The following is a 19,561-nucleotide window of genomic DNA, read 5'->3' on the forward strand; positions in this document are numbered from 1 at the left end:
CTCCAGCGATAATGATAAAGCGGTGCGCCGGTCGGCGCACCGCAACTCTTCACCAGGGAACAGGTCGCGAGTCCGGATGCCGCACACCCGGGCGCGACAAGCTCGCCCCTACCGGTACCACACCTTCACCACACCCCAGGTCATGCCCACCACCGCCACTGTCTCCTCGATGCACTCCGTGTGCGTCGCGTTCGACGTGAAGCCCGGCCCGCACGGCGTGCACTCGGCGCTGGCGATGGTCGGCGCGATGTAGCCGTCGGGGCAGGTCTCGCAGGCGATGGCGCCGGTGGTGTTCTGGAAGGTGCCCATCGGGCAGACCGAGCACGACTGGGCCCCCTCGATGTCGGAGTAGCTGCCGACCGGGCACGGGAAGCAGGGCTCTTCGCCGCCGGTCGGACCGAAGGATCCGGGCGGGCACAGCTGGGCGAGCACGGGGGAGGCGGCGAAGGCGACGACGACGAGACCGGCGAGAAGGATGCGGCGCATGGTGGGGACCTCAGGGTTGGGGGAATGGGGATCCGTCGGGGCGGATCGGGCCGTGAGTCTACACAGACCGGCCAGGCAGAAACAAGACAATTGCGCTCCGACACCAGAAGCCGAAGTGGGCCGCCCACCAACCGCGAACACCACGAAGCGCGCATCGCGATCCCTTCTTGGCCCGGTGACCGACACGACGTAGACTCCCCTCAGCGCGGTCCCTCGCCCACCCCGAACGACCCGCGCGCTCGCAGCCTGGGGGAGGCGGAATCCATGTTTCGTGTCACGATCCTCTGTTTGAGTTTCTTCCTGCTCGCATGCTCGACCATGGCGGCCACCGCGCCCGCGGCGAAAGACGGGGCCCCCGAGACACCGCCGGTCGTCGCCGTCGCCATCCACGCCGGCCCCACCTTTTCCCACACCGACATGTCGTTCCAGCTCGTCGGGCCGACCCACGAGATCAGCTCACTCGAGATCGAGCAGCAGATGGGCTGGCGGGTGCGGTGCGATGCCAATCTCGCGGTGAACCGCGGTGTCGCGCTGCAGGTCGGCTTCGGCTTCGCCCGGGACCGGTTCGTGATCCGCGAGGAGGGGTTCTATCCCGCTCCGGAAGGCGGCGCCGATCCGGTCTTCGCCAAACGGGCCACCAGGTTCTCCATGGCGCGGGTCGAGGTGCCGCTCAAACTGCGGCTCGATGTCCCGCGGTCGGGGAGCGGGTCCGGCCGGGCGGCCGACGACCTGCTCTACGTCACCATGGGGCCGCGCTTCGGCTTCAACCTGTTCGGCGAGGGCGGGTACGGTGATCCGCAACTCTCGGGCATGCCGAACATGAAGGACGCCGTCGCGCTGGAGATCGGGGCGGGGATCATGCTGGCCGGTCCGGGGCGGCACCGGCTGCTGCTGGTGATCGACTACGCCATCGACCTGATGGACCGGTTCCAGTCGGAGGTCCGGTCGACCGGCTACGACGATGCGCCGCAGAACACGTGGGACGATCTCCGGCTGCAGACGATCGCGGTGTCGGCGGGCCTGGCGTTCTAGCAGGCTATTGAAAAACTCATTCTGGTGCCCGGTGCGCCTTGCCGGGCCGGTTCTGTGTTGCCGTCCGCCCCGGGCCCCGGTATCGTGGACGCACCTCGTCCCGTATCGTGGCCATGTTGCCGAGTTGCCGTCCGCCGCCACCCGACCGGAGCCCCCATGACCGACGACCGGACCCTGCCCACGCCGCCGTCCGACGACGACGCCACCCTGCCCTCGGGCGGCCGGGCCATCCCGGACGACGACGCCACCCTGCCCTCCGGCGGCCCGACCCTGCCCGACGACGGCGCCACCCTGCCCGTCGACGCCACCGGCGCCGGCGCGCCCATCGGCGCGGACGCCCAGGTCGGCACCAACATCGGCCCCTACAAGCTCGTCGCCCGCCTGGGCGAGGGCGGCATGGGCGAGGTCTTCCTGGCCGAGCAGTTCCAGCCCATCCGGCGGCGCGTGGCGTTGAAGGTCATGAAGCCGGGCATGGACTCGCGCGCCGGCGTGGCGCGGTTCGAGGCCGAGCGGCAGGCGCTGGCGCTCATGGACCACCCCTGCATCGCGCGGGTGATCGACGCGGGGGCGACGTCGCGCGGGCGGCTCTTCTTCGTCATGGAGTACGTCGAAGGGGTGCGGATCACCAAGTACTGCGACATGCAGCGGCTCGACATCCGGCAGCGGCTCGAGCTCTTCATCGAGGTGTGCGGCGGGGTGCAGCACGCGCACCAGAAGGCCGTCATCCACCGCGACCTGAAGCCGTCGAACATCCTCGTGACCGAGGTCGACGGCAAGCCCGTGCCCAAGATCATCGACTTCGGCGTGGCGAAGGCCGTGGAACAGCCGCTCACCGAGAACGCCATGAACACGCTCATGGGCAACATCGTGGGCACGCCCGAGTACATGAGTCCCGAGCAGGCCGACGCGCGCAGCACCGACATCGACACGCGCACCGACGTGTACGCCCTCGGCGCCGTGCTCTACGAGCTGCTGTCGGGGCTGCAGCCGTTCTCCGGCGTCTCGCTGCGGCAGGCGGGAATCGAGGAGATCCAGCGCATCATCCGCGAGGTGGAGCCGCCGCGGCCGAGCACGCGGGTCTCGACCCTCGGCGGCGACGCCGAGACCGTGTCGGAGCTGCGGCACCGGGCGCCGCGGCAGCTCAGCCACGAGCTGCGGGGCGATCTCGACTGGATCACCATGAAGGCCCTGGCCAAGGAGCGCGACCGCCGCTACGACACGGCCAACGGTCTGGCCATGGACCTGCGCCGCTACCTGAACGACGAGCCGGTGAGCGCGTCGCCGCCCAGCCCCGCCTACCGGCTGCGCAAGCTGGTGCGGCGCAACCGGGCGGCCGTGGTGGCCCTCGGCGCCGTGATGGTGGTCTTCGCCCTGGCGGCGGTCGTCAGCACCTCGCTCTACCTGCGCGCCGAGCGCGAGTCGGCGCGGGCCCGCACCGAGAGCGCCAAGGCCACGCAGACCTCGGAGTTCCTCAAGGGGATGCTCGCGGGGGTGGGGCCGTCGGCGGCGCGCGGGCGCGACACGACCATGCTCCAGGAGATCCTGGCCGAGACCGACCAGCGCCTGGCCACCGATCTCGTGGACCAGCCCGAGGTGGAGGCCGAACTGCGCGAGGTGCTGGCCACGACGTCGGTCGACCTGGGCGACTACGAGGTGGCCCTGGCCCAGGCCCGCCGCGCCGAGGAGCTCAAGAACGGGGTCTTCGGCCACGACGACTACCGCACCGCCCAGGCCGTGACCCTGGTGGCCAAGGCGACCATGTTCCTGGGCGATTTCGTGCGGGCCGACTCGCTCTTCGCCTGGTCGGACGGCATGGTCAGCGCCCAGCTCGGGCCGAGCTCGACCGAGGCCCTCGAGATCCGCGCCGGGCGCATCGAGAACCTCTCCTTCGCCGGCGATCTGGAGCAGGCGGCGGCCCTGGCCGACGACGTCGTGTCCCGCAAGCGCGGCACCCCCGCCTGGGGCGACGACGCCACCGTGCTCACCCTCTACACCCTGGCCCAGATCCGCGCCGAGCAGCAGCGCTACGACGAGGCCGACAGCCTGCACAACATCGTCGTGCCCATCCTCGCGGAGAAGCTCGGTCCCGACCACATCAACGCCATGGCCGCCCGCGTGTCGCAGGGCCTCACCCTGACCTACGCCGGACGCTACGCCGAGGCCGAGAGCATCACCGTGGCGGCCCTGGCCGATCTGCGGCGCATCCTGGGCGACGAGCACCAGCAGACCCAGACGGCCATGAACAACCTCGCCATCACCTACGCGCGCACCGGGCAGGTGGAGAAGGCCGAGGCCCTGTACCGCGAATCGATCGAGATCGGGGCGCGCACCCTCGGGCCCACGCATCCGGAGCAGCTGGCGGGGATCGTGAACTTCGCCTCGTTCCTCATGCAGAACGATCGCCTCGAGGAGTCGATCGCCCAGGCGACGAAGGCCATCGCGGGCTTCCACGAGAGCACGGGCGACGACTTCATCGGCTGCGGCTACGCGCGGCGGACGCGGGGCACCTGCTACCGCCGCCTCGGGCGCGCCGACGAGTCGCGCGCCGACTTCGCCGAGAGCTACCGGGTCTTCGCGCTCATCTTCGGGCCCGATGACGACCGGGTGAAGAGCGCCGCGGAGCAGGTGGCCGAGATCTACGCCGAGCAGGGGAACGCAGCCGAGGCGGCGAAGTGGCGGGCGCGCATGTGAGTGGGGGCGACCCGCTTTTTGCCCAGAACTTTCTCAACAAAACCGATCTCATCTGGTATAGATGACGGGGGCCGGTCATCGCCCGACTGCTGCACCCCGCAGGCTCCGCGCCCGCACGACACCGACCGGCCCCCCTTTTTCTCGGTCGCCTCGCCGCCCCGCTCCCGCCCCACCGGACCTGCGCGCGTCCGGTCTGGACGGCGGCCCGCCCCTGTGGCATAGATGAACCGCTCGCCGCTCACCGGCCCGTTCCGGGCCCAACCGGGGGATGTCCGGATGCTTCGCACGCCCACCATGCTTCGCTGCCCCCTGGTCGCGGGCCTGCTGCTCGCGGCGTTCCTCGTTGCGGGTCCGCGCCCCGCCGCCGCGGGCGAAGTGCCGTGGCGCATCGCCGACTACCAGGTCACCATCGCGCCCGCCGCCGACGGGACCGTCTTCGTGAGCGAGCGCATCGTGGCCGATTTCGGCACCAACAAGCGGCACGGCATCTACCGCGCCATCCCCACGCGCTACGACGTGGCGGGGCACCTCTACCGCATCAAGGTGCGTCTGCAGGGAGTCGTCGACGCGAACGGCCGCGCGTACGAGGTGGACCAGAAGACCGGGGGACGCGACCACACGCTGCGCATCGGGTCGGCGTCGGTGATCGTCACCGGACGGAACGAGTACGTGCTCACCTACACGGTGCGGCACGCGGTTCTCTTCGATCGCGACGGCGCGGCCCTGCACTGGAACGCCATCGGGCACGAGTGGGGCGTGCCGACCGACCGCGCCGGCGTCCGCGTCGTGCCGCCGCCGGGCAGCGGGCCGGACGCCATGTTCGTCGACGCCTGGACCGGGTCCTTCGGCGCCCGCGGCCGCAGCTTCACGCGCCGCGACGAGGCCGACGGCGCCGTCGTCTTCGACGTGGGGGCGCTGCGGCCCCGCGAGGGCGTCACCGTGTCGGCGACCTTCGCCCCGGGGGTCATCGCGGCGCCGTCGGCGGGCGATCGGGCCGCCAAGGGCGTGCTCGACAACTTCGCCTACTTCATGTGGCCCCTGGTGGCGCTCGTCTGCTTCCTGGCCTGGTGGCGGCGGGGCCGCGACGCGGGCCGGCTCGGCTCGCCCGTGATCGAGTACGCCGCGCCCGACGGCCTCTCCCCCGCCGAGATCGGCGTCATCGCCGACGAGAAGGTCGACGCGCGCGACATCTCGGCCACCATCATCGACCTGGCCCGGCGCGGCTTCCTGCGCATCGAGCGGGCGCCGGCCGAGAAGGCGCGCGAGGACGACCGGATCACCTTCCACCGCGTCGGCAGCGCCGAGCCCGAGCGCGAGCACGAACAGCTCATGCTCGGGGCGCTGCTCGGGACGCACGACTCCCGCCGGCTCGACGAGCTCGAGGCCTTCCACGCCAACGTCGAGAGGATCGGCGACGCCGTGTACCGCAGCGTGGCCCGCCAGGGCTACTTCGCGGCCAATCCGGAGAGCGCGCGCAACGGGTTCCTCGCCGGGGGCGTCGTGCTGGTGCTGGGGTTGGCCGCCGTCGCGCTCGCGGCCCAGATCTACCTCTACGGGCGCGGGTTCGTGATCCCGGTGGGCGCCGCGACCGTGCTCTCGCTGCTGACGGTGTTCTTCACCAGCCGCACCATGCCGTGCCGCACGCCCAAGGGGCGGCGCCTGTGGCGGCGCGTGCGCGGCCTGGAAGAGGTGATCCGCAAGGCCGAGCTGCCCATGATCGAGATGGCCGACCGCGCCGACATCTTCGAGCGCCTGCTGCCCTGCGCCATCGCCCTCGGCCTCAGCAGGCGCTGGGCCGACGCCTTCGCCGACCTGGCCGCCGTGCCGCCCGCCTGGTACACCGACACCGCCGGCGGCTCGGGCCACACCACGTTCGCCACGCGCCTGACGACCCACCTCGACCAGTGGGAGCACTCCCTGTACCAGCCGCCGCGCACGTCGGGCGGCGGCGGCGGCGGTGGCGGCTGGTCGAGCGGCGGATTCTCGGGGGGCGGGTCGTCGGGCGGGGGGTTCGGCGGCGGCGGTGGAGGGTCGTGGTAGGAGCAGCGCCGGGAAGATAGCCCCGGTCCCACGCGGACCGGGGCTTCTCGTTTCCCTGCTAGCGGAACAGCGCCTTCACCGAGCCCCAGCTCATGTCTTCGACGGCCTTGCCCGCCGCGAAGCCGCCCGTCAGATCCTGGATCCCGATCAGCTCGAAGTAGGGGCGCGTGACGCCGTCGACCGTCGAGTCGCGGCCGGCCACGTACATCTTCACCTGGCCGTCGACGCGCAGGGTCGAAGCGCTGCCGCGGCTGAACAGCATCCGCGTTTCGAACAGGGCGAAGCGCGCATTCGGGATCGGGTCGGACGCCGGCGAGGTGGCCCATTCGCCGAGGCGGCTGAACAGGAGGAGGTCGATGGCGGCGAGGCCCGGCACGAGCTCGTCCTGGCTGTTGACGATGGCGTTGCCGCTGAACATCTTCTGCGCGATGTCGAGCTCCTCGGGCACGTCGAGCGTCGGTCCGACGTTGGGAAACTCCTCCTGCGTCGACGTCTGCAGGAGCATCACGTAGTCGGGGTGCAGCAGCGCGCCGTAGTGCTCCAGATCCATGCCCGTGTACGCATTGCGGAAGTTCTCGACCAGGCGGTCCTCGCTGTCGGGGAAGGCGAAGCGCTCGACGTAGACGCCGGTGACGACGCTGGTGTCATCGGGGGCGTTCGTGAAGTACGTGATGTCGGGCGACGGCGTGGTCCACCCGTCGACGTCGCCCCAGCGGACGCGGCAGGACCCGATGGCCACGTCGGTCAGGGTCGAGTCGCCGGCGCCGGCCCAGGACATGCCGAGGATGTGCTCGAGCACCCACGGCGCGCCGGCGGGCGGCCCGACCGTCTCGATGCGAACGGGCCCGGTGACGACATCGAAGACCCCGCGGATGGTGTCCGCCGCGCCGGCCGCGATGGTGACGTCCAACGTATCGGGGCCCGTGTTCGTGAAGTAGGGGGACTGCCGCCAGATGAACCGGTACTCGCCGGGGGCGATGTCCGTGAAGGTGTACGGGCCGCGTGCGCCGAAGTAGAAGCCGTCGCTGCGCGTCATGGTCCAGTCGACGCCGAGGCTGTCCGGCTCGGTGGCGATGACCAGGGTCGCCTCGCCGCACGGATCGATGCACGTGGCGCACTCCTCCTTGGTGCAGCCGGCGGCGAGGACGAGAGCGGTCAGGGCGAGGAGCCGGATGATCGTCGGAACTCGGGTCATGGTGGTTTTCCCCCTCGGATTCGGTGTCGTGGAACTCTACCTGTAGATGGCCTTGAGCGCGCCCCAGGCGGTGTCTTCGTCGGCCAGGGCGGCCTGGACCTCGATCTCGTACTGGGCGATCGGCGTGTCGCCGCCGAGGGGCGGCGCGTCGAGCCGCTGCGTGATGGTCAGGGTCGACGGGCCGACCTCGAAGAACGAAACCTCGACCGTGTACTCGTAGATGTTGCCCGGCCCGCCGCACGGGTCGGCCCAGCCGTTGGTCTTGCGGACGAGCAGGATGACCTCGGCCGCGTTGCCGGCGGACAGGACGCTGTAGCCTTCGCTCACGTAGCAGTCGCCGCTCTCCATCCAGCCCCGGATCTGCAGCTCGATGGGGACCCCGATCTGGGCGACCGCCGGCACCTCGTTCAGGACCTCCCAGCCGAACGACGGCGCGGCGCCGCACAGCAGCAGCAGCAGGATCGGAGGAAGAGTGGATCTCTTCATTGTGGTTCCCCCTTTGGGCCGCTCCGGGGCGGCTTCGTCATCTAGTAGAAGAGCGCCTTGATGGAGCCGAAGTTGGTTACCTCGACGCCCTTGAATCCCGTCTGGTCCTGGATGCCGACCAGTTCGTGATACGGCATCGAGGTGCCGCAGATGACCGTATCCCGGCTCGTGACATAGAACCTGAGCAGGCCGTCGACGCGCAGGGTCGAATCGGATCCCCGGTCGAAGAGGAAGCGGACCTCGAACGAGGCCGCGAGGACGCCTTCGATGAGGTCGCCGGGCAGCGTCGTCGTCCACGCCCCCCGCTGCTCGAACAGTTCGAAGTTGATGCTGCTGATGCCCGGCACCAGCTGGCCGGAACTGTTGGTGACCGCGTGGCCGCTGAACATCTTGGCCGCGATGTCCGTCTCCTCGGCCAGGTCGAGGGAGGTGCCGACGTCCGGGAACTCCTGGGTCGTCTCCGCCTGGAGGAACATCTCGAAATCGGGGTGGAGCAGACGGAGGTAGTCGTCGAAGTCCATCATCTCGTAGACGGACCGGTAGTTCTCCATGAGTTGGGTCGCCGATGCCGGGTGCGGCAGGACGGGCGAGTTGTTCACGCAGGGGTCGTCTGGCGGCGTGACGGGATCGTCCTCGCCGCAGCCGGCGACGAAGCCGGCCAGGAGCAGGGTGACGAACAGACAGGGGCGCGCGCGATCGCGCAGGCTGGGCAGAATCATGGGTCGGCGTCTTTCCGGGTCCGGATACGCATGTCATTCAGGGGTTGGAATGAATTAATGATATCAGATCGGGCCCGCCGTGCCAAGGGGGGGGCGACCATTTCGTCCTCGCCGCCCTGCAGCCCCCCGGACATCGCCGGCATCTGCCTAGTCACATCCGCAATCGGTCGCGTCGCGGTCAGTGGTGCGGACCAGGTCGACTCTGTCCGACCCCGTCCCCGCGGCGTCGGTTCGGCGCGAACTGAGGGAATCGCCATCCTGGCTCAGAACCAACAACGATTCCCTCACGAGTCCACTGTGATACTCCTCCGTCAAGAGGAGACCTCCGGATACCTGCCCGCATGAAAAGGTGTAGTAGCCGGACCCGTTGCGGTCTTCGGTACAGCACTGTCCGTCGCTCTTGAAATGCCAATAGTTGATTCCCGCCGGCCAAGGAACCGTATTGTCGTTGTCCGTGTAGCTGATCACCATCCAGGAACCGGCGAGTCGGGCGATCTCCTGCTGCCCATCTGGCGCCGCACCGTCATCGCTGCAGGCGCCGACACCGAACAAGGCAACCAACGCCGACAAGAGCAGAAGTCTGCCGCCCATTTCCGTCCCCCTTCAGGATGCGGACCCTTCACCTCGCTATCGAGGTTCGCCTATATCCGGTACTCGACGGGGTCCACGCAGGACCCGCGCGCCTGGTCGCCATTCGGGCAGGACCTGCCGGGCCCCCCCACTCCCGCCCCGCCTAACCTTCCCAGTACAGGCACAGCACCGAACCCACCGGCACGTCCTCGGCGGCTTTGGTCGACGACGTCAGGTCGGTGATCGCCCTGATGCGCCAGTCCTGCACGACCCCGGCGCCGGGATCGACGACGACCCGCAGCATGCCCCGTGAGCGCAGGACCGAGCTCTGCCAGCGCACCCAGATGAAGTCGACCTGGAAGAGCGCCGACTGCATGCCGGCCCATTCCTGGCCCGGCGGGATCGGCGTCCAGGCGCCCTGCTGGGTGAACATGGGCACGTCGATGGTGTCCATGCCGGGCAGGAGCAGGCCGGCGGCGTTGGTGAGCATGCCCTGGTGCAGCATCGAGGCCGTTACCTCGAGCACCAGGGCGCGGCTGAGCCGGCTGCCGAAGTCCGGGAACTGGTCGCTGGTCTCGGCGGTCAGAACGAACACGAAGTCGTCGGCCAGGACGTCGTTCAGCAGCCCGGGGGTTGTGTCGGCGAAGGCGGAAAGGAACGTGGTCATCAGCTCGGCCGTCGTGGCGAAAGTGGGGGCCGTGGAGCCGCCCCCGCCGCCGGGGGCGGTCGGGCCGTCGTCGCTGCTGCAGCCGGGGAGGGGGGCGGCGAGCAGGAGGAGCAGCAGGGTTGGGGCCCATGGGGGGAGGTGTGTGCGGATGGTTCGAATCAAGTTGGTTCCCTTTGGTTGTGTCTCGGAGAATGTGTATGGCTCACTCATTGCTGTCAACCAAACATGAGATCCACAAACCCCAGTTCCGAAAAGTGGGCTCCTCCCTTCTGCCCCAACGCCGATTGCGCGTTTCACGGTCATCGAGACCCGGCCTGGGCTTTCGTCCGGACCGGATACTACAGGCGACAAACCGATGAACGACGTATCCAGCGGTTTCGCTGCAGCGCTTGTCAGCGCAGTTTCAGCACCCAGACGTTCTCCATCGACTACTGGCAGAAGATCCCCGGACTGGAGGAAAGGATCCTCACCAAGACCGTCGGCTGCATGGCCAACCGCCAGATCGCCCGCGACCTCGGCGTCCACGTCGAAACCATCACCCGCCGGATCGGCCGCCTCGCCAGACACTGCCTGCTGTTCCATTGCCGCCAGTTGCGGGGAACCCCGCCCCCGGCCGAGCTCGTCATCGACGGCTTCGAGTCGTTCGAATGGAGCCAGTACTTCCCCATCCATCACCACGTCGCCGTCGGCAAGGACACCGACTTTTTCTACTACTTCACCGAAAGCCCCCTGCGCCGGAAAGGGCGGATGAATGCGGTCCAGAAGGCGCGCCGATCACTCCTGGAACGGCGACTCGGCCGGCCCGACCCCAAGGCCATCGAAAAGGACATGCGGGAGGTCCTGCAGGTCGTGCTGGGGGGCAGGGGCATGGCACGGGTCTACAGCGACGATCATCCGGCCTATCGTCGCTCGATCGACCGGCTATCGGTGAAGATCGACCACCGGGTCACACCGGGATCGGCCCACCGGGACCGACGCAACAGCTTGTGGGAAGTGAACCTGCTGGACCTGTTGATCCGGCACTCGAGTGCCAACCACAAGCGGGAAACGATCGCATGGTCGAAGCGCCGCCAAGGCAGTGCCGAGCGGCTCCTGATCCTGCTGGTCTGGCGGAACTACATGAAAAGACGGCGGGAGAAGGTAGGCCATTCGCCGACACCGGCGATGGCAGTCGGGATCGCCGAAGAACCTCTGACGCCACGGAAACTGCTCTCTTGCCGGCTGTTCCGGAAAGCCACGGACGTGCCGAATCGGTGGGCGGAGTACTACGACCGCGCCGTCAGGACTGCGCCCCTGGGGCGGCAGAGACGACACGATCTGGGATACGCATACTGATGGTGGCAGTAGACGAGTGGCGAGGATGGCTTCTTCCCCCGGGGCTATAGACATTCTTCGAGACACAACCGATTTCTTTGGCATGACGGCGCCGCGATGCTAGAATTGCCCCAAACCACCGAAAGCAGCCAAACACCAAAATGACCCAACGCACCCTCATCCCCGCCATCCTCCTCCTCGCCGCCACCCTGGGCGGCTGTTCGTCCGACGACCCCGTCGCGCCCGGAAGCGACCCCGTCACCTGGAGTTGGGTGAATCCGCCCCTCGGCGACGGCGCCGAGCTGCGCGACGTGTGGGCCGAAAGCCCCGACCGGGCCGTGGCCGTCGGGCGCGGGGGGCTGGTGCTGCTGTACGAGAACGGCGTGTGCCGCGAGGTGCCGTCGGGCGTGACCGACGATCTCGAGGCGATCACCGCCGCCGGCCCCGGCCGCTATCTCGTCACGGGCCGCGACGGTGTCACCCTGTGGGGCTCGGGTGCGACCTGGGAGCCGGGCGCGCGCCTCGCCGCGGACACCCACCTGACCAGCCTGTGGGCCGCCGGTCCGGACAGCATCTATGCCGCGGGCTACCACGTCTCGTCCGCCAAGCGTTCCGATCGGCGTCCGATCCCCACGCCCATCGCCGCCCTCTGGAGCGGGGCCGGATGGACCCCGCTGGAGGCGCCGCATCCGCTGGGCTCCTTCAACGCCGTGACCGGCACCGCCGCCGGCGTCCATTTCGCCTACGGCACGAGCGCGAGCTATCTCTACGCGGACGGCGGGTGGTCCGACTACTCCATGGGCCTGAACGACGACGGTTTCAGCACCGGCGTGTACGGCATGTGGGCCCGCGCCGACGGCCACGTCTTCGCCGTGGGCAACGGCGGGCAGGTGCGGCACTTCGACGGCGCCGACTGGTCGTCGGTCAACCTCGACCAGACCACGACCCTGCAGGACGTGTGGTCGCCCGCGGCCGACGTGATCTGGGTGGTCGGCAAGTACGGGCGCGGCCTGGCGGCGCGCTTCGACGGGTCTTCGTGGGAGCGGGAGAACGGCGTGGCCACGGCGCAGCTCTCCGCCCTGGACGGCACCGACGGCGAGGTGCTCTTCGCCGTGGGTCCCCATGGGCTCTTCCTGCGGCGGGACGCTGCCGGCTGGCGCACGGTCAACGGCGTGGCGGGCAACGATCTGGTGACGATCTGGAGCGACGGCACCACGGTCTGGTGCGGCGGGCCGGACGGCCTGTTCCGCGCCGCCGGCCACGGGGCCTTCGTGGCCGTCGACTGCGGGCTGGACGGTGTGAACGCCGTGTGGGGAGCCGGTCCCGCCGAGGTGTACGCCGCCGGCGTCGCCACGCAGGCGGCGCCCACGGGGGTCGTGCGCTTCGACGGCGCGGCCTGGCACAGCGAGGCCCTGCCGGCGCCCAATCTCGCCTTCGCCAACGCGGTGGGCGGCCTGGCCGGCGGGCCCGTGTACGCCGCCCTGGGCAATCGCATCTGCCGCCGCACCGACGGGTCCTGGGCCGAGGTCTTCGCGCCGGACGTCACCATCTGGTGGGAGCAGCTGCTGGTCTTCCCGGACGGTCGGGCCATCGCCCGGGGCAGCCGCCGCTGGCTCGCCGTCTGCGACGGCACGGATTGGTCCCTGGTCGAGTCGGGTTCGCCCGACGCCCTGACCGCCATGTGGGCCGCCGATGCGGACCACGTCTGGGTGGGCACGTCCGAGGGCGTCGTGCTGAGCAACGGGTCCGGCTCGTGGACCACCGACGCCCAGCTCTCCACCCGGGGCATCGACGCCCTCTGGGGCCGGGACGCCGCCGACGTGACCGCCGTCAGCGGCGTGCGGGTGATGCACTTCGACGGCGCCGAGTGGGCCGAGTCGGACCGCCGCCCCCCCGTGACCGTCTACGCCGGGCTGCCCCGCGCCGACGGCACCGTGCTCGTCGTCGGCTCCGGCGGGGCCATCCTGACGGGGCCGGCGCCCCGCTGACCCGTTCTCTCCCTTCGTCTTGACTCCGCAGGTTCGGTTCGGCTCGCTCCGGCGGCCGGTTTTGTGCTATTGTGAACCGAAATCATCCGCTTTATTGCGACACCATTCTGTGGACTCGGGGGGAACTGACCATGTGGAAAAAGTTGCAGCGCCTGCCGCGCGGCCCGATCGTCGCCCACCTGCTCGGAGCGACCCTGCTGATGCTCGCCGCGGGCGGGGCGCTCGCCCAGACCATCGACTACCAGATCATCTACACCGACGTGGGTGCGGGCCTGCAGTCGAACCTGTGCCGGGCGCGGCTGAGCACGGGGGCCCACGGGGGCGTCACGGTGCGCATCGCGTCGTCCGACACGAACCTCGTGCGGGTGACGGACGACGCCAACCTGGCCGGCGGCGAGTACGCCGACATCTTCGTGCCCAACGGCGGCCTGAACGCCGACTTCTACCTGCAGGCCATCGAGGACACCACCGGCGCCGTCGACCTGACGGCCAGCGCGCCGGGCTTCGCCGACGAGATCCTGGCCATCTCGGTGGTGACGCCGGCCCTGCGCAAGCTCGGCCTGCCGAGCCAGCTGAGCCCCTTCGATCCGGTCGATCCCTTCCACCTGCAGGTGGGCGTGGCCAACCCGCTCCAGACGTCCATCTCCTACCCGCAGAAGGTGCGCGTGGGCGGACCCGGCCTGACGACGCTCGTCTCGGTGACCGACCCGCTCGTGGCCGAGCTCGTGACCAGCGGCGAGACCGGCAGTGTCATCGCGCTGCCCATCGCGCCCGGTTCCGACAGTTCGCCCACGACCGTCGCGGGCGGCGGCATCGGTCTCGACGCCCTCGCCGCCGGCAGCGTGGGCATCATCGCCACGGCGCCCAACTTCATCACCATCGCGCCGGACACCCAGTTCGTCACCGTGCCGGCGCCGAGCACCACCTTCATCTCCCTGCCCTACGAGGTGGGCGCGGGCCTGCAGCTCGAGGGGCGCTACGTGCAGCTGAGCGGCAGCCAGCACGGCGGCGTCACGGTGCACTTCGAGGTCTCGGACTCGACGCGGGTGCTGCTCGCCCCCGACGCCAACTCGCCCGGTGCCGGCACCCTCGACGTGTTCGTGGCCAACGGCTTCGTGAACGCGTCGTTCGTGATGCAGGGCCTCGAGGGCGTGCTCGGTTCGGTGATCCTCAGCGTGTCGGTGCCCGGCTTCGCGCCCCAGGTGACGACCGTCGAGGTCAAGACGCCCGCCGTGCGCCTCAACGGCCTCAACACCTCCATCGACACCCTCGATCCGCCCGACAACTTCACCGTCGCGGTGGGCCTGCCCAACGGCACGGCCACGGGCCTGTCGGTCTTCCAGCCGGTGCGGGTGGGCGGTCCGGGCGTGACGGCGACCGTCGCGGTGAGCGACGGCGCCGTGGGGCAGATCCTCTCGTCGTCGACCAGCGGCGACACCCTGACCGTGTCCATTCCGGAGGGCGAATCGTCTTCGCCCTCGACGCCGGCGGGCGGCGGCGTGGCCTTCGACGGCGTGGGCGTCGGCGCCACCGACGTGACCGCCTCGATCCCGGGCTTCGCGCCCGTCGACCCGGCCACGGCCACGGTGCTGGTGACCCAGCCGTCGCTGAACGTCGTCTCGGTGCAGGGCACCGTCGGCGCGGGGCTGCAGACGGCGGCGAACCAGGTGAACCTCGGCGCAAGCCAGCACGGGGGCGTGGTGGTGCGGGTCGAGTCGCTCGATCCGGGCCTGGTGCTCGTGTCCGGTCATCCCGATTCGCTCGGGACGCCCTTCGTCGACCTGCCGCTGAACAACGGCGTCACGGTCGTGAACTTCTACAGCCACGCCCTCGAAGGGTTGACCGGTGCGGCGACCATCGCCGTCACCAGTCCGCTCTTCCTGCCGGACACCATCATGACCACGGTCGTCGAGCCGGCGGTCCGGCTCGTCGGGCTCGGGACGACCATCGACACCCTCGATCCCCCCGACCCGGTCTACGCCATCGTCGGCTTCCCTTCGGGCGGCTTCAATTCGGTCGTGGGCCAGGAGGTGCGGCAGGGTTCGGCGGGTGTTCCGGTCACCTTCACCGTCGCCGATCCGGTCGTCGGGACCATGGTCGCGCCGGGTGACACCGCCGCGGCGGTCACGCTGGTCATCCCGCCCGGCGCGTCGAACACGCCCACCAACACGACGGCCGGCGGCGCAGCCTTCGACGGTGTGGGCGTCGGGTCGACCGCGGTGACGGTGTCCATTCCGGGCGGCGTGCCGGTGAACCTGTCGACGGCCACGATCACCGTCAGCGCGCCGACCATCTCGTTCACCGGTGTCGCGCGTGTCGGCGGCGGGCTGCAGGCGCAGGTCAACGCGCAGCTCAGCGCGTCGGGCCACGGCGGCACGCTCGTGACGCTCACCTCCAGCGATCCGGCCTCGCTGCTGCTCGCGCCCGACGCGAGCACGGTCGGGCAGGCCTCGATCGACGTCTTCGTCGCCGCCGGCCTGACCTCCGTGACCTATTTCCTGCAGGGGGTGGACGGGCAGGTGGCGTCGGCCGACGTGCTGGTCTCGGCGCCCCAGTTCACGTCCAACCAGCGGACGGTGACAGTCGAGCAACCCGCGGTGGCGATCGTTTCGCTCCTGGGCAACATCGACGTGGCCGATACGCCCGACAACTTCTACGCGCGCGTGGGGCTGCCCACCACGGACAACTCGTCGGTGAACGGGTCGTACATCCAGGCGCGCCGGGCCGGCCAGCCGCCCCTGGTCGTCACCTTCGCCAGCAGCGCCCCGGCGGTGGCCATCGTCACCACCCAGACCACGTCGGGCGGCAGCCTCGACCTGGGCATTCCCGCGGGCCAGTCGACCACGCCCACCACCTTCGCCACGGGCGGCGTGGCCCTCGACGGCCTCACGCCGGGCCCGACCATCGTCACCGCTTCGGTGCCGGGCTTCATCCAGACCGGCGCCGCCCAGGTGGCCGTCGACGTCACCAACCAGAACATCTTCCTCAACGGGCTCGCGGGGCGGGTCGGCGCGGGCCTGCAGTCGCAGGCCGTGGCCGCCGAGTTGGGCGAATCGGGCCACGGGGGCGTCACCCTGACCGTCGCCGTGTCGGACACGAGCCTGGCCCTGGTCTCCACCAACGCCCTGACGCTGGGCGGCGGGTCGGTCCAGATCAGCGTGCCCAACGGCCAGACCGAGGGGCTCTTCTACCTGCAGGCCCGGGAGGGCACCGAAGGCCAGCAGGTGACCGTCACCGCGTCGGCGCCGGGCTTCAGCTCGGCCCTGCAGGTGGTCGACCTCGTCCAGGCCGCCACGGCCATCACCCAGCTCGCCGACTCGATGGACGTCAACGTCGACGACGACGAGTTCGTGCTCCAGATCGGCGCGCTCACCGCCGACGGCACCGGCCTCGTGGAGGCGCAGGCCGTGCGCGGCGGCGTGGCGCCGCGGGCGGTGACGGTGCGGTCGGACAACCCGGCCGTGGGGCGCCTCGCCAACCTGGGCGGCGAAGCCGACAGCCTGACCGTGCTCTTCGCGCCGGGCGTGCGCCAGACGCCGCCGACGGTGGCGGGCGGTGGCCTGGCCTTCGCTCCGGTCGGGACGGGTGTCACCGTGGTCTCGGCCTCGGGGCCGGGCATCGTCGCCTCGGGCGCCGGCGTGCTCTCGATCGAGCTGACCGGCGAGATCGTGGGCGTCGGCGACGTGGTGCCGGCGCGGACGGCGCTGGGGGGCAACTACCCCAACCCGTTCAACCCGCGCACGACCATCGTCTTCGAACTGGCGCGGCCGGGCGCCGTCGAGCTGCGGGTGTACGACGTGTCCGGACGCCTCGTGCGCACCTTGCAGGCGGGCGAACGCTTCACCGCCGGGCGCCACGAGGTGGTGTGGAACGGCCGCGACGAGCGGGGCGCCGCCACCGCCGCCGGCGTGTACTTCGTGCGCATGCGGAGCGGCGACTTCACGGCCGTCGAGCGCATGACCCTCGTCAAGTAGGGTGTGGGGGGCCGTCCCGGTGGCGGCCCCCCGCCTTCCGGTCGAAAATTGGTTGCCGGAGGTCCGATTTCGTTTAGGCTGTGGGCAGGTCGGCCGGTTCGCGGCCGCCGTCACTTCTCGCCCGCACGAGGTGAACCCATGGCCGATCCCAAGATCGCCGCGCGCCGCCCCGCCGTCCTCGAAGTCGGCGCCGGCACCCACGCCTACTGCACCTGCGGCGAGTCCGCCCGCCAGCCCTTCTGCGACGGCTCCCACGCCGGCGGGGAATTCCGCCCCCAGATGTTCGAGATGGCCGACGCCCGCACCGTCGCGCTTTGCCAGTGCAAGCGCACGGGCAACGCCCCGTTCTGCGACGGGTCCCACGCCGGGCTGTCGGACGATTGATCGCCTTGTCCCGCAACGTCTTGCTGATTCCCGTGGCGGGTTTCTGCCTGCTGGCGGGCTGCGGCGACGGGGGCGCCGAGGGGGGCGCCGATCGCCAGGCGGCGGCGTCCGATCCGGCTGCCGAGGCCGCGGCCCTCGACCAGGGGCCCCGCGCCGGCGCGGTGCTGAAGGTCGATCCGGCCCGGGCCGAGCGGGGGGCCGCGCTGTTCGACGCCCGCAGCTGCACCGACTGCCACACCCTGGGCGAGGCCGACCTCGCGCCTAACCTGTTGTCCGTCTTCGACAAACGGACGCTGCCGTGGCTCCGGCGGCAGATCCGCGACCCCGAGTGGATGGCCGCCCACGACTCCGTCACGCAGGCGTTGGTCGAGGAATTCGGCCTCGAAATGGTGGATATGGGTGTCACCGCGGAAGAGGCCGAGGACATCCTGCACCACCTCAAACGGGCCGCCGACGCGGCCGCCCCCTGACCTCGCCCGCGCTCCCACCTTGCACTTTGATCAGATCCGGCCTATTTTTTGCCCATCAAACGAAGAGACACGCGCGGCCCGGTGGAAGGGCCGCCAGAAAAGCGGCCGCGATTCATGACTGCATGCCTTCCAGGCACCACGCCTGCGTCCTTTCCGGGACCGGTCCGTGTTCGCCCGGATCCGCCTGCGGGCTGATCCGGATACCCGAACACAGGACAGAACACGTATGAAGACTTTCCAGGACCTGGGGCTGAGCAGCCCCATCCTCCGGGCCCTCGACGACTGCGGTTACGAGGAGCCGACCCCCATCCAGCAGAAGGCCATCCCCATCGTCATGGGGCACCACGACCTGATCGCCACCGCCCAGACGGGCACCGGCAAGACGGCCGCCTTCATGCTGCCCATCATCGACGACATCGCCCAGCGGCCCAGCGGCAAGGGCGACGATCCCCTCTGCCTCGTGCTGACGCCGACCCGCGAGCTGGCCCAGCAGATCGAGGAGAACACCCGCGACTACGGCAAGTACGTCGACACCCGCACGGTGGTCGTCGTGGGCGGCGTGTCGTCCCAGCCGCAGGTCGATCGCATCCGCAAGGGCGTCGACGTGATCATCGCCACGCCCGGCCGGCTGATCGACCTGATGAAGCAGGGCGCCGTGACCCTCGGCGACGTCGACTTCCTGGTGCTCGACGAGGCCGACCGCATGCTCGACATGGGGTTCGTGCACGACGTGCACTGGATCTGCGACCACGTGCCGCGGCCGCGGCAGACGCTGCTCTTCTCGGCCACCATGTCCGGCCCGGTGAAGAGCCTGGCCTCGATGCTGCAGACCAACGCCCAGAGCGTGTCGGTGGCGCCGCCGGCCACGGTGGCCGACAACATCGAGCAGCGCGTGGCCTTCGTGCGCAAGGGCAACAAGCGCGAGCTGCTGCTCGACCTGATCGCCGACGAGGACTCCGACCGCGTGCTCGTCTTCACGGGCACCAAGCAGTCGGCCGCCGCCGTGTCGCGCTTTCTCGAGGTGGCCGGCGTCAAGGCCGAGGCCATCCACTCGAACCGCACCCAGAGCCAGCGCCAGCGGGCCCTCGAGCGGTTCACCAAGGGTTCGGTGAAGGTGCTCATCGCGACGGACATCGTCGCCCGCGGCATCGACGTCGAGGGCATCACCCACGTCATCAACTACGACGTGCCCGAGGACGCCGAGAACTACGTGCACCGCATCGGCCGCACCGCCCGCGCGGGCCGCGCCGGCATCGCCGTGTCGCTGTGCTGCGTCGAGGACGTCTCGCACCTGCGCGGCGTGCAGCGCCTGGTCAAGGAGCCGATCGTGACCTGGAAGGATCACGACTGGCACTCCGACCGCGTGGAGGCCTGCCTGGCCGCCGCGACGCAGGCGGCGAAGCAGCGGGCCAAGGCGGGGCGGATGCGGGGCTCTGGGTCCAAATGGGCGCGGTGAGGTCGGGTTGATTTTTCGCTTCGCTCCGCACGAGGGGCCCCTGGACGGGGCCCCTCGTTGCGTCGAAGGCGCGAAAAATCAACCCGGCC

General features: G+C 70.2%; 15 protein-coding genes. 9 read left to right on the forward strand and 6 right to left on the reverse strand.

The window, feature by feature from the left end; all coding sequences use genetic code 11:
- Positions 1 to 108 precede the first annotated feature (108 nt).
- On the reverse strand, positions 109 to 486 hold the full coding sequence (locus tag KDM41_11855; protein ID MCB1184120.1) for a hypothetical protein: 378 nt from the start codon (positions 484 to 486) through the stop codon (positions 109 to 111).
- 264 nt (positions 487 to 750) lie between these two features.
- Between KDM41_11855 and KDM41_11860 the strand changes: the two genes are divergently transcribed.
- The 3 genes from KDM41_11860 to KDM41_11870 all read left to right on the forward strand — a co-directional run bounded on the left by KDM41_11860 (position 751) and on the right by KDM41_11870 (position 6,249).
- Positions 751 to 1,518, forward strand: coding sequence for a hypothetical protein (locus tag KDM41_11860; protein MCB1184121.1), 768 nt, complete (start codon positions 751 to 753; stop codon positions 1,516 to 1,518).
- 156 nt (positions 1,519 to 1,674) lie between these two features.
- Complete coding sequence (locus KDM41_11865; protein MCB1184122.1) at positions 1,675 to 4,209, forward strand: serine/threonine protein kinase; 2,535 nt, start codon at positions 1,675 to 1,677, stop codon at positions 4,207 to 4,209.
- A gap of 276 nt (positions 4,210 to 4,485) precedes the next feature.
- Positions 4,486 to 6,249, forward strand: a complete 1,764-nt coding sequence (locus KDM41_11870) for a DUF2207 domain-containing protein (protein MCB1184123.1) — start codon at positions 4,486 to 4,488, stop codon at positions 6,247 to 6,249.
- Between the two features lie 58 nt (positions 6,250 to 6,307).
- Here KDM41_11870 and KDM41_11875 read toward each other — a convergent pair whose 3' ends face one another.
- The 5 genes from KDM41_11875 to KDM41_11895 all read right to left on the reverse strand — a co-directional run bounded on the left by KDM41_11875 (position 6,308) and on the right by KDM41_11895 (position 10,048).
- Positions 6,308 to 7,444, reverse strand: a complete 1,137-nt coding sequence (locus KDM41_11875) for a hypothetical protein (protein MCB1184124.1) — start codon at positions 7,442 to 7,444, stop codon at positions 6,308 to 6,310.
- A 36-nt stretch (positions 7,445 to 7,480) separates the two neighbouring features.
- Positions 7,481 to 7,930 (reverse strand): hypothetical protein, encoded by a 450-nt coding sequence (locus tag KDM41_11880; GenBank protein MCB1184125.1) that lies wholly within the window; start codon positions 7,928 to 7,930, stop codon positions 7,481 to 7,483.
- A 41-nt stretch (positions 7,931 to 7,971) separates the two neighbouring features.
- Entirely contained in the window at positions 7,972 to 8,649 is a 678-nt protein-coding gene (locus KDM41_11885; GenBank protein ID MCB1184126.1) for a hypothetical protein, read from the reverse strand.
- A 147-nt stretch (positions 8,650 to 8,796) separates the two neighbouring features.
- The gene (locus KDM41_11890) at positions 8,797 to 9,240 is read right to left on the reverse strand and encodes a hypothetical protein (GenBank protein ID MCB1184127.1); all 444 of its coding nucleotides are present in this window, start codon (positions 9,238 to 9,240) and stop codon (positions 8,797 to 8,799) included.
- 142 nt (positions 9,241 to 9,382) lie between these two features.
- Positions 9,383 to 10,048 carry a hypothetical protein gene (locus KDM41_11895; GenBank protein MCB1184128.1) on the reverse strand — a complete coding sequence of 222 codons (666 nt, stop codon included), beginning with the start codon at positions 10,046 to 10,048 and terminating at the stop codon, positions 9,383 to 9,385.
- A 324-nt stretch (positions 10,049 to 10,372) separates the two neighbouring features.
- Here KDM41_11895 and KDM41_11900 point away from each other — a divergent pair, with 324 nt between their 5' ends.
- From KDM41_11900 to KDM41_11925, 6 genes are all read left to right on the forward strand, one after another.
- A complete protein-coding gene (locus tag KDM41_11900) occupies positions 10,373 to 11,221 on the forward strand; it encodes a hypothetical protein (protein ID MCB1184129.1) in 849 nt (282 codons plus the stop codon).
- A gap of 140 nt (positions 11,222 to 11,361) precedes the next feature.
- On the forward strand, positions 11,362 to 13,188 hold the full coding sequence (locus KDM41_11905; GenBank protein ID MCB1184130.1) for a hypothetical protein: 1,827 nt from the start codon (positions 11,362 to 11,364) through the stop codon (positions 13,186 to 13,188).
- Between the two features lie 131 nt (positions 13,189 to 13,319).
- Entirely contained in the window at positions 13,320 to 17,162 is a 3,843-nt protein-coding gene (locus KDM41_11910) for a T9SS type A sorting domain-containing protein (protein MCB1184131.1), read from the forward strand.
- Between the two features lie 138 nt (positions 17,163 to 17,300).
- Positions 17,301 to 17,546: a CDGSH iron-sulfur domain-containing protein gene (locus KDM41_11915; protein MCB1184132.1), complete on the forward strand. Its 246-nt coding sequence runs from the start codon at positions 17,301 to 17,303 to the stop codon at positions 17,544 to 17,546.
- A gap of 5 nt (positions 17,547 to 17,551) precedes the next feature.
- Complete coding sequence (locus tag KDM41_11920; protein MCB1184133.1) at positions 17,552 to 18,016, forward strand: c-type cytochrome; 465 nt, start codon at positions 17,552 to 17,554, stop codon at positions 18,014 to 18,016.
- A 226-nt stretch (positions 18,017 to 18,242) separates the two neighbouring features.
- The gene (locus KDM41_11925) at positions 18,243 to 19,472 is read left to right on the forward strand and encodes a DEAD/DEAH box helicase (GenBank protein ID MCB1184134.1); all 1,230 of its coding nucleotides are present in this window, start codon (positions 18,243 to 18,245) and stop codon (positions 19,470 to 19,472) included.
- Positions 19,473 to 19,561 lie beyond the last annotated feature (89 nt).

Source organism: bacterium (assembly GCA_020440705.1).
Classification (GTDB): Bacteria; Krumholzibacteriota; Krumholzibacteriia; order LZORAL124-64-63; family LZORAL124-64-63; genus JAGRNP01.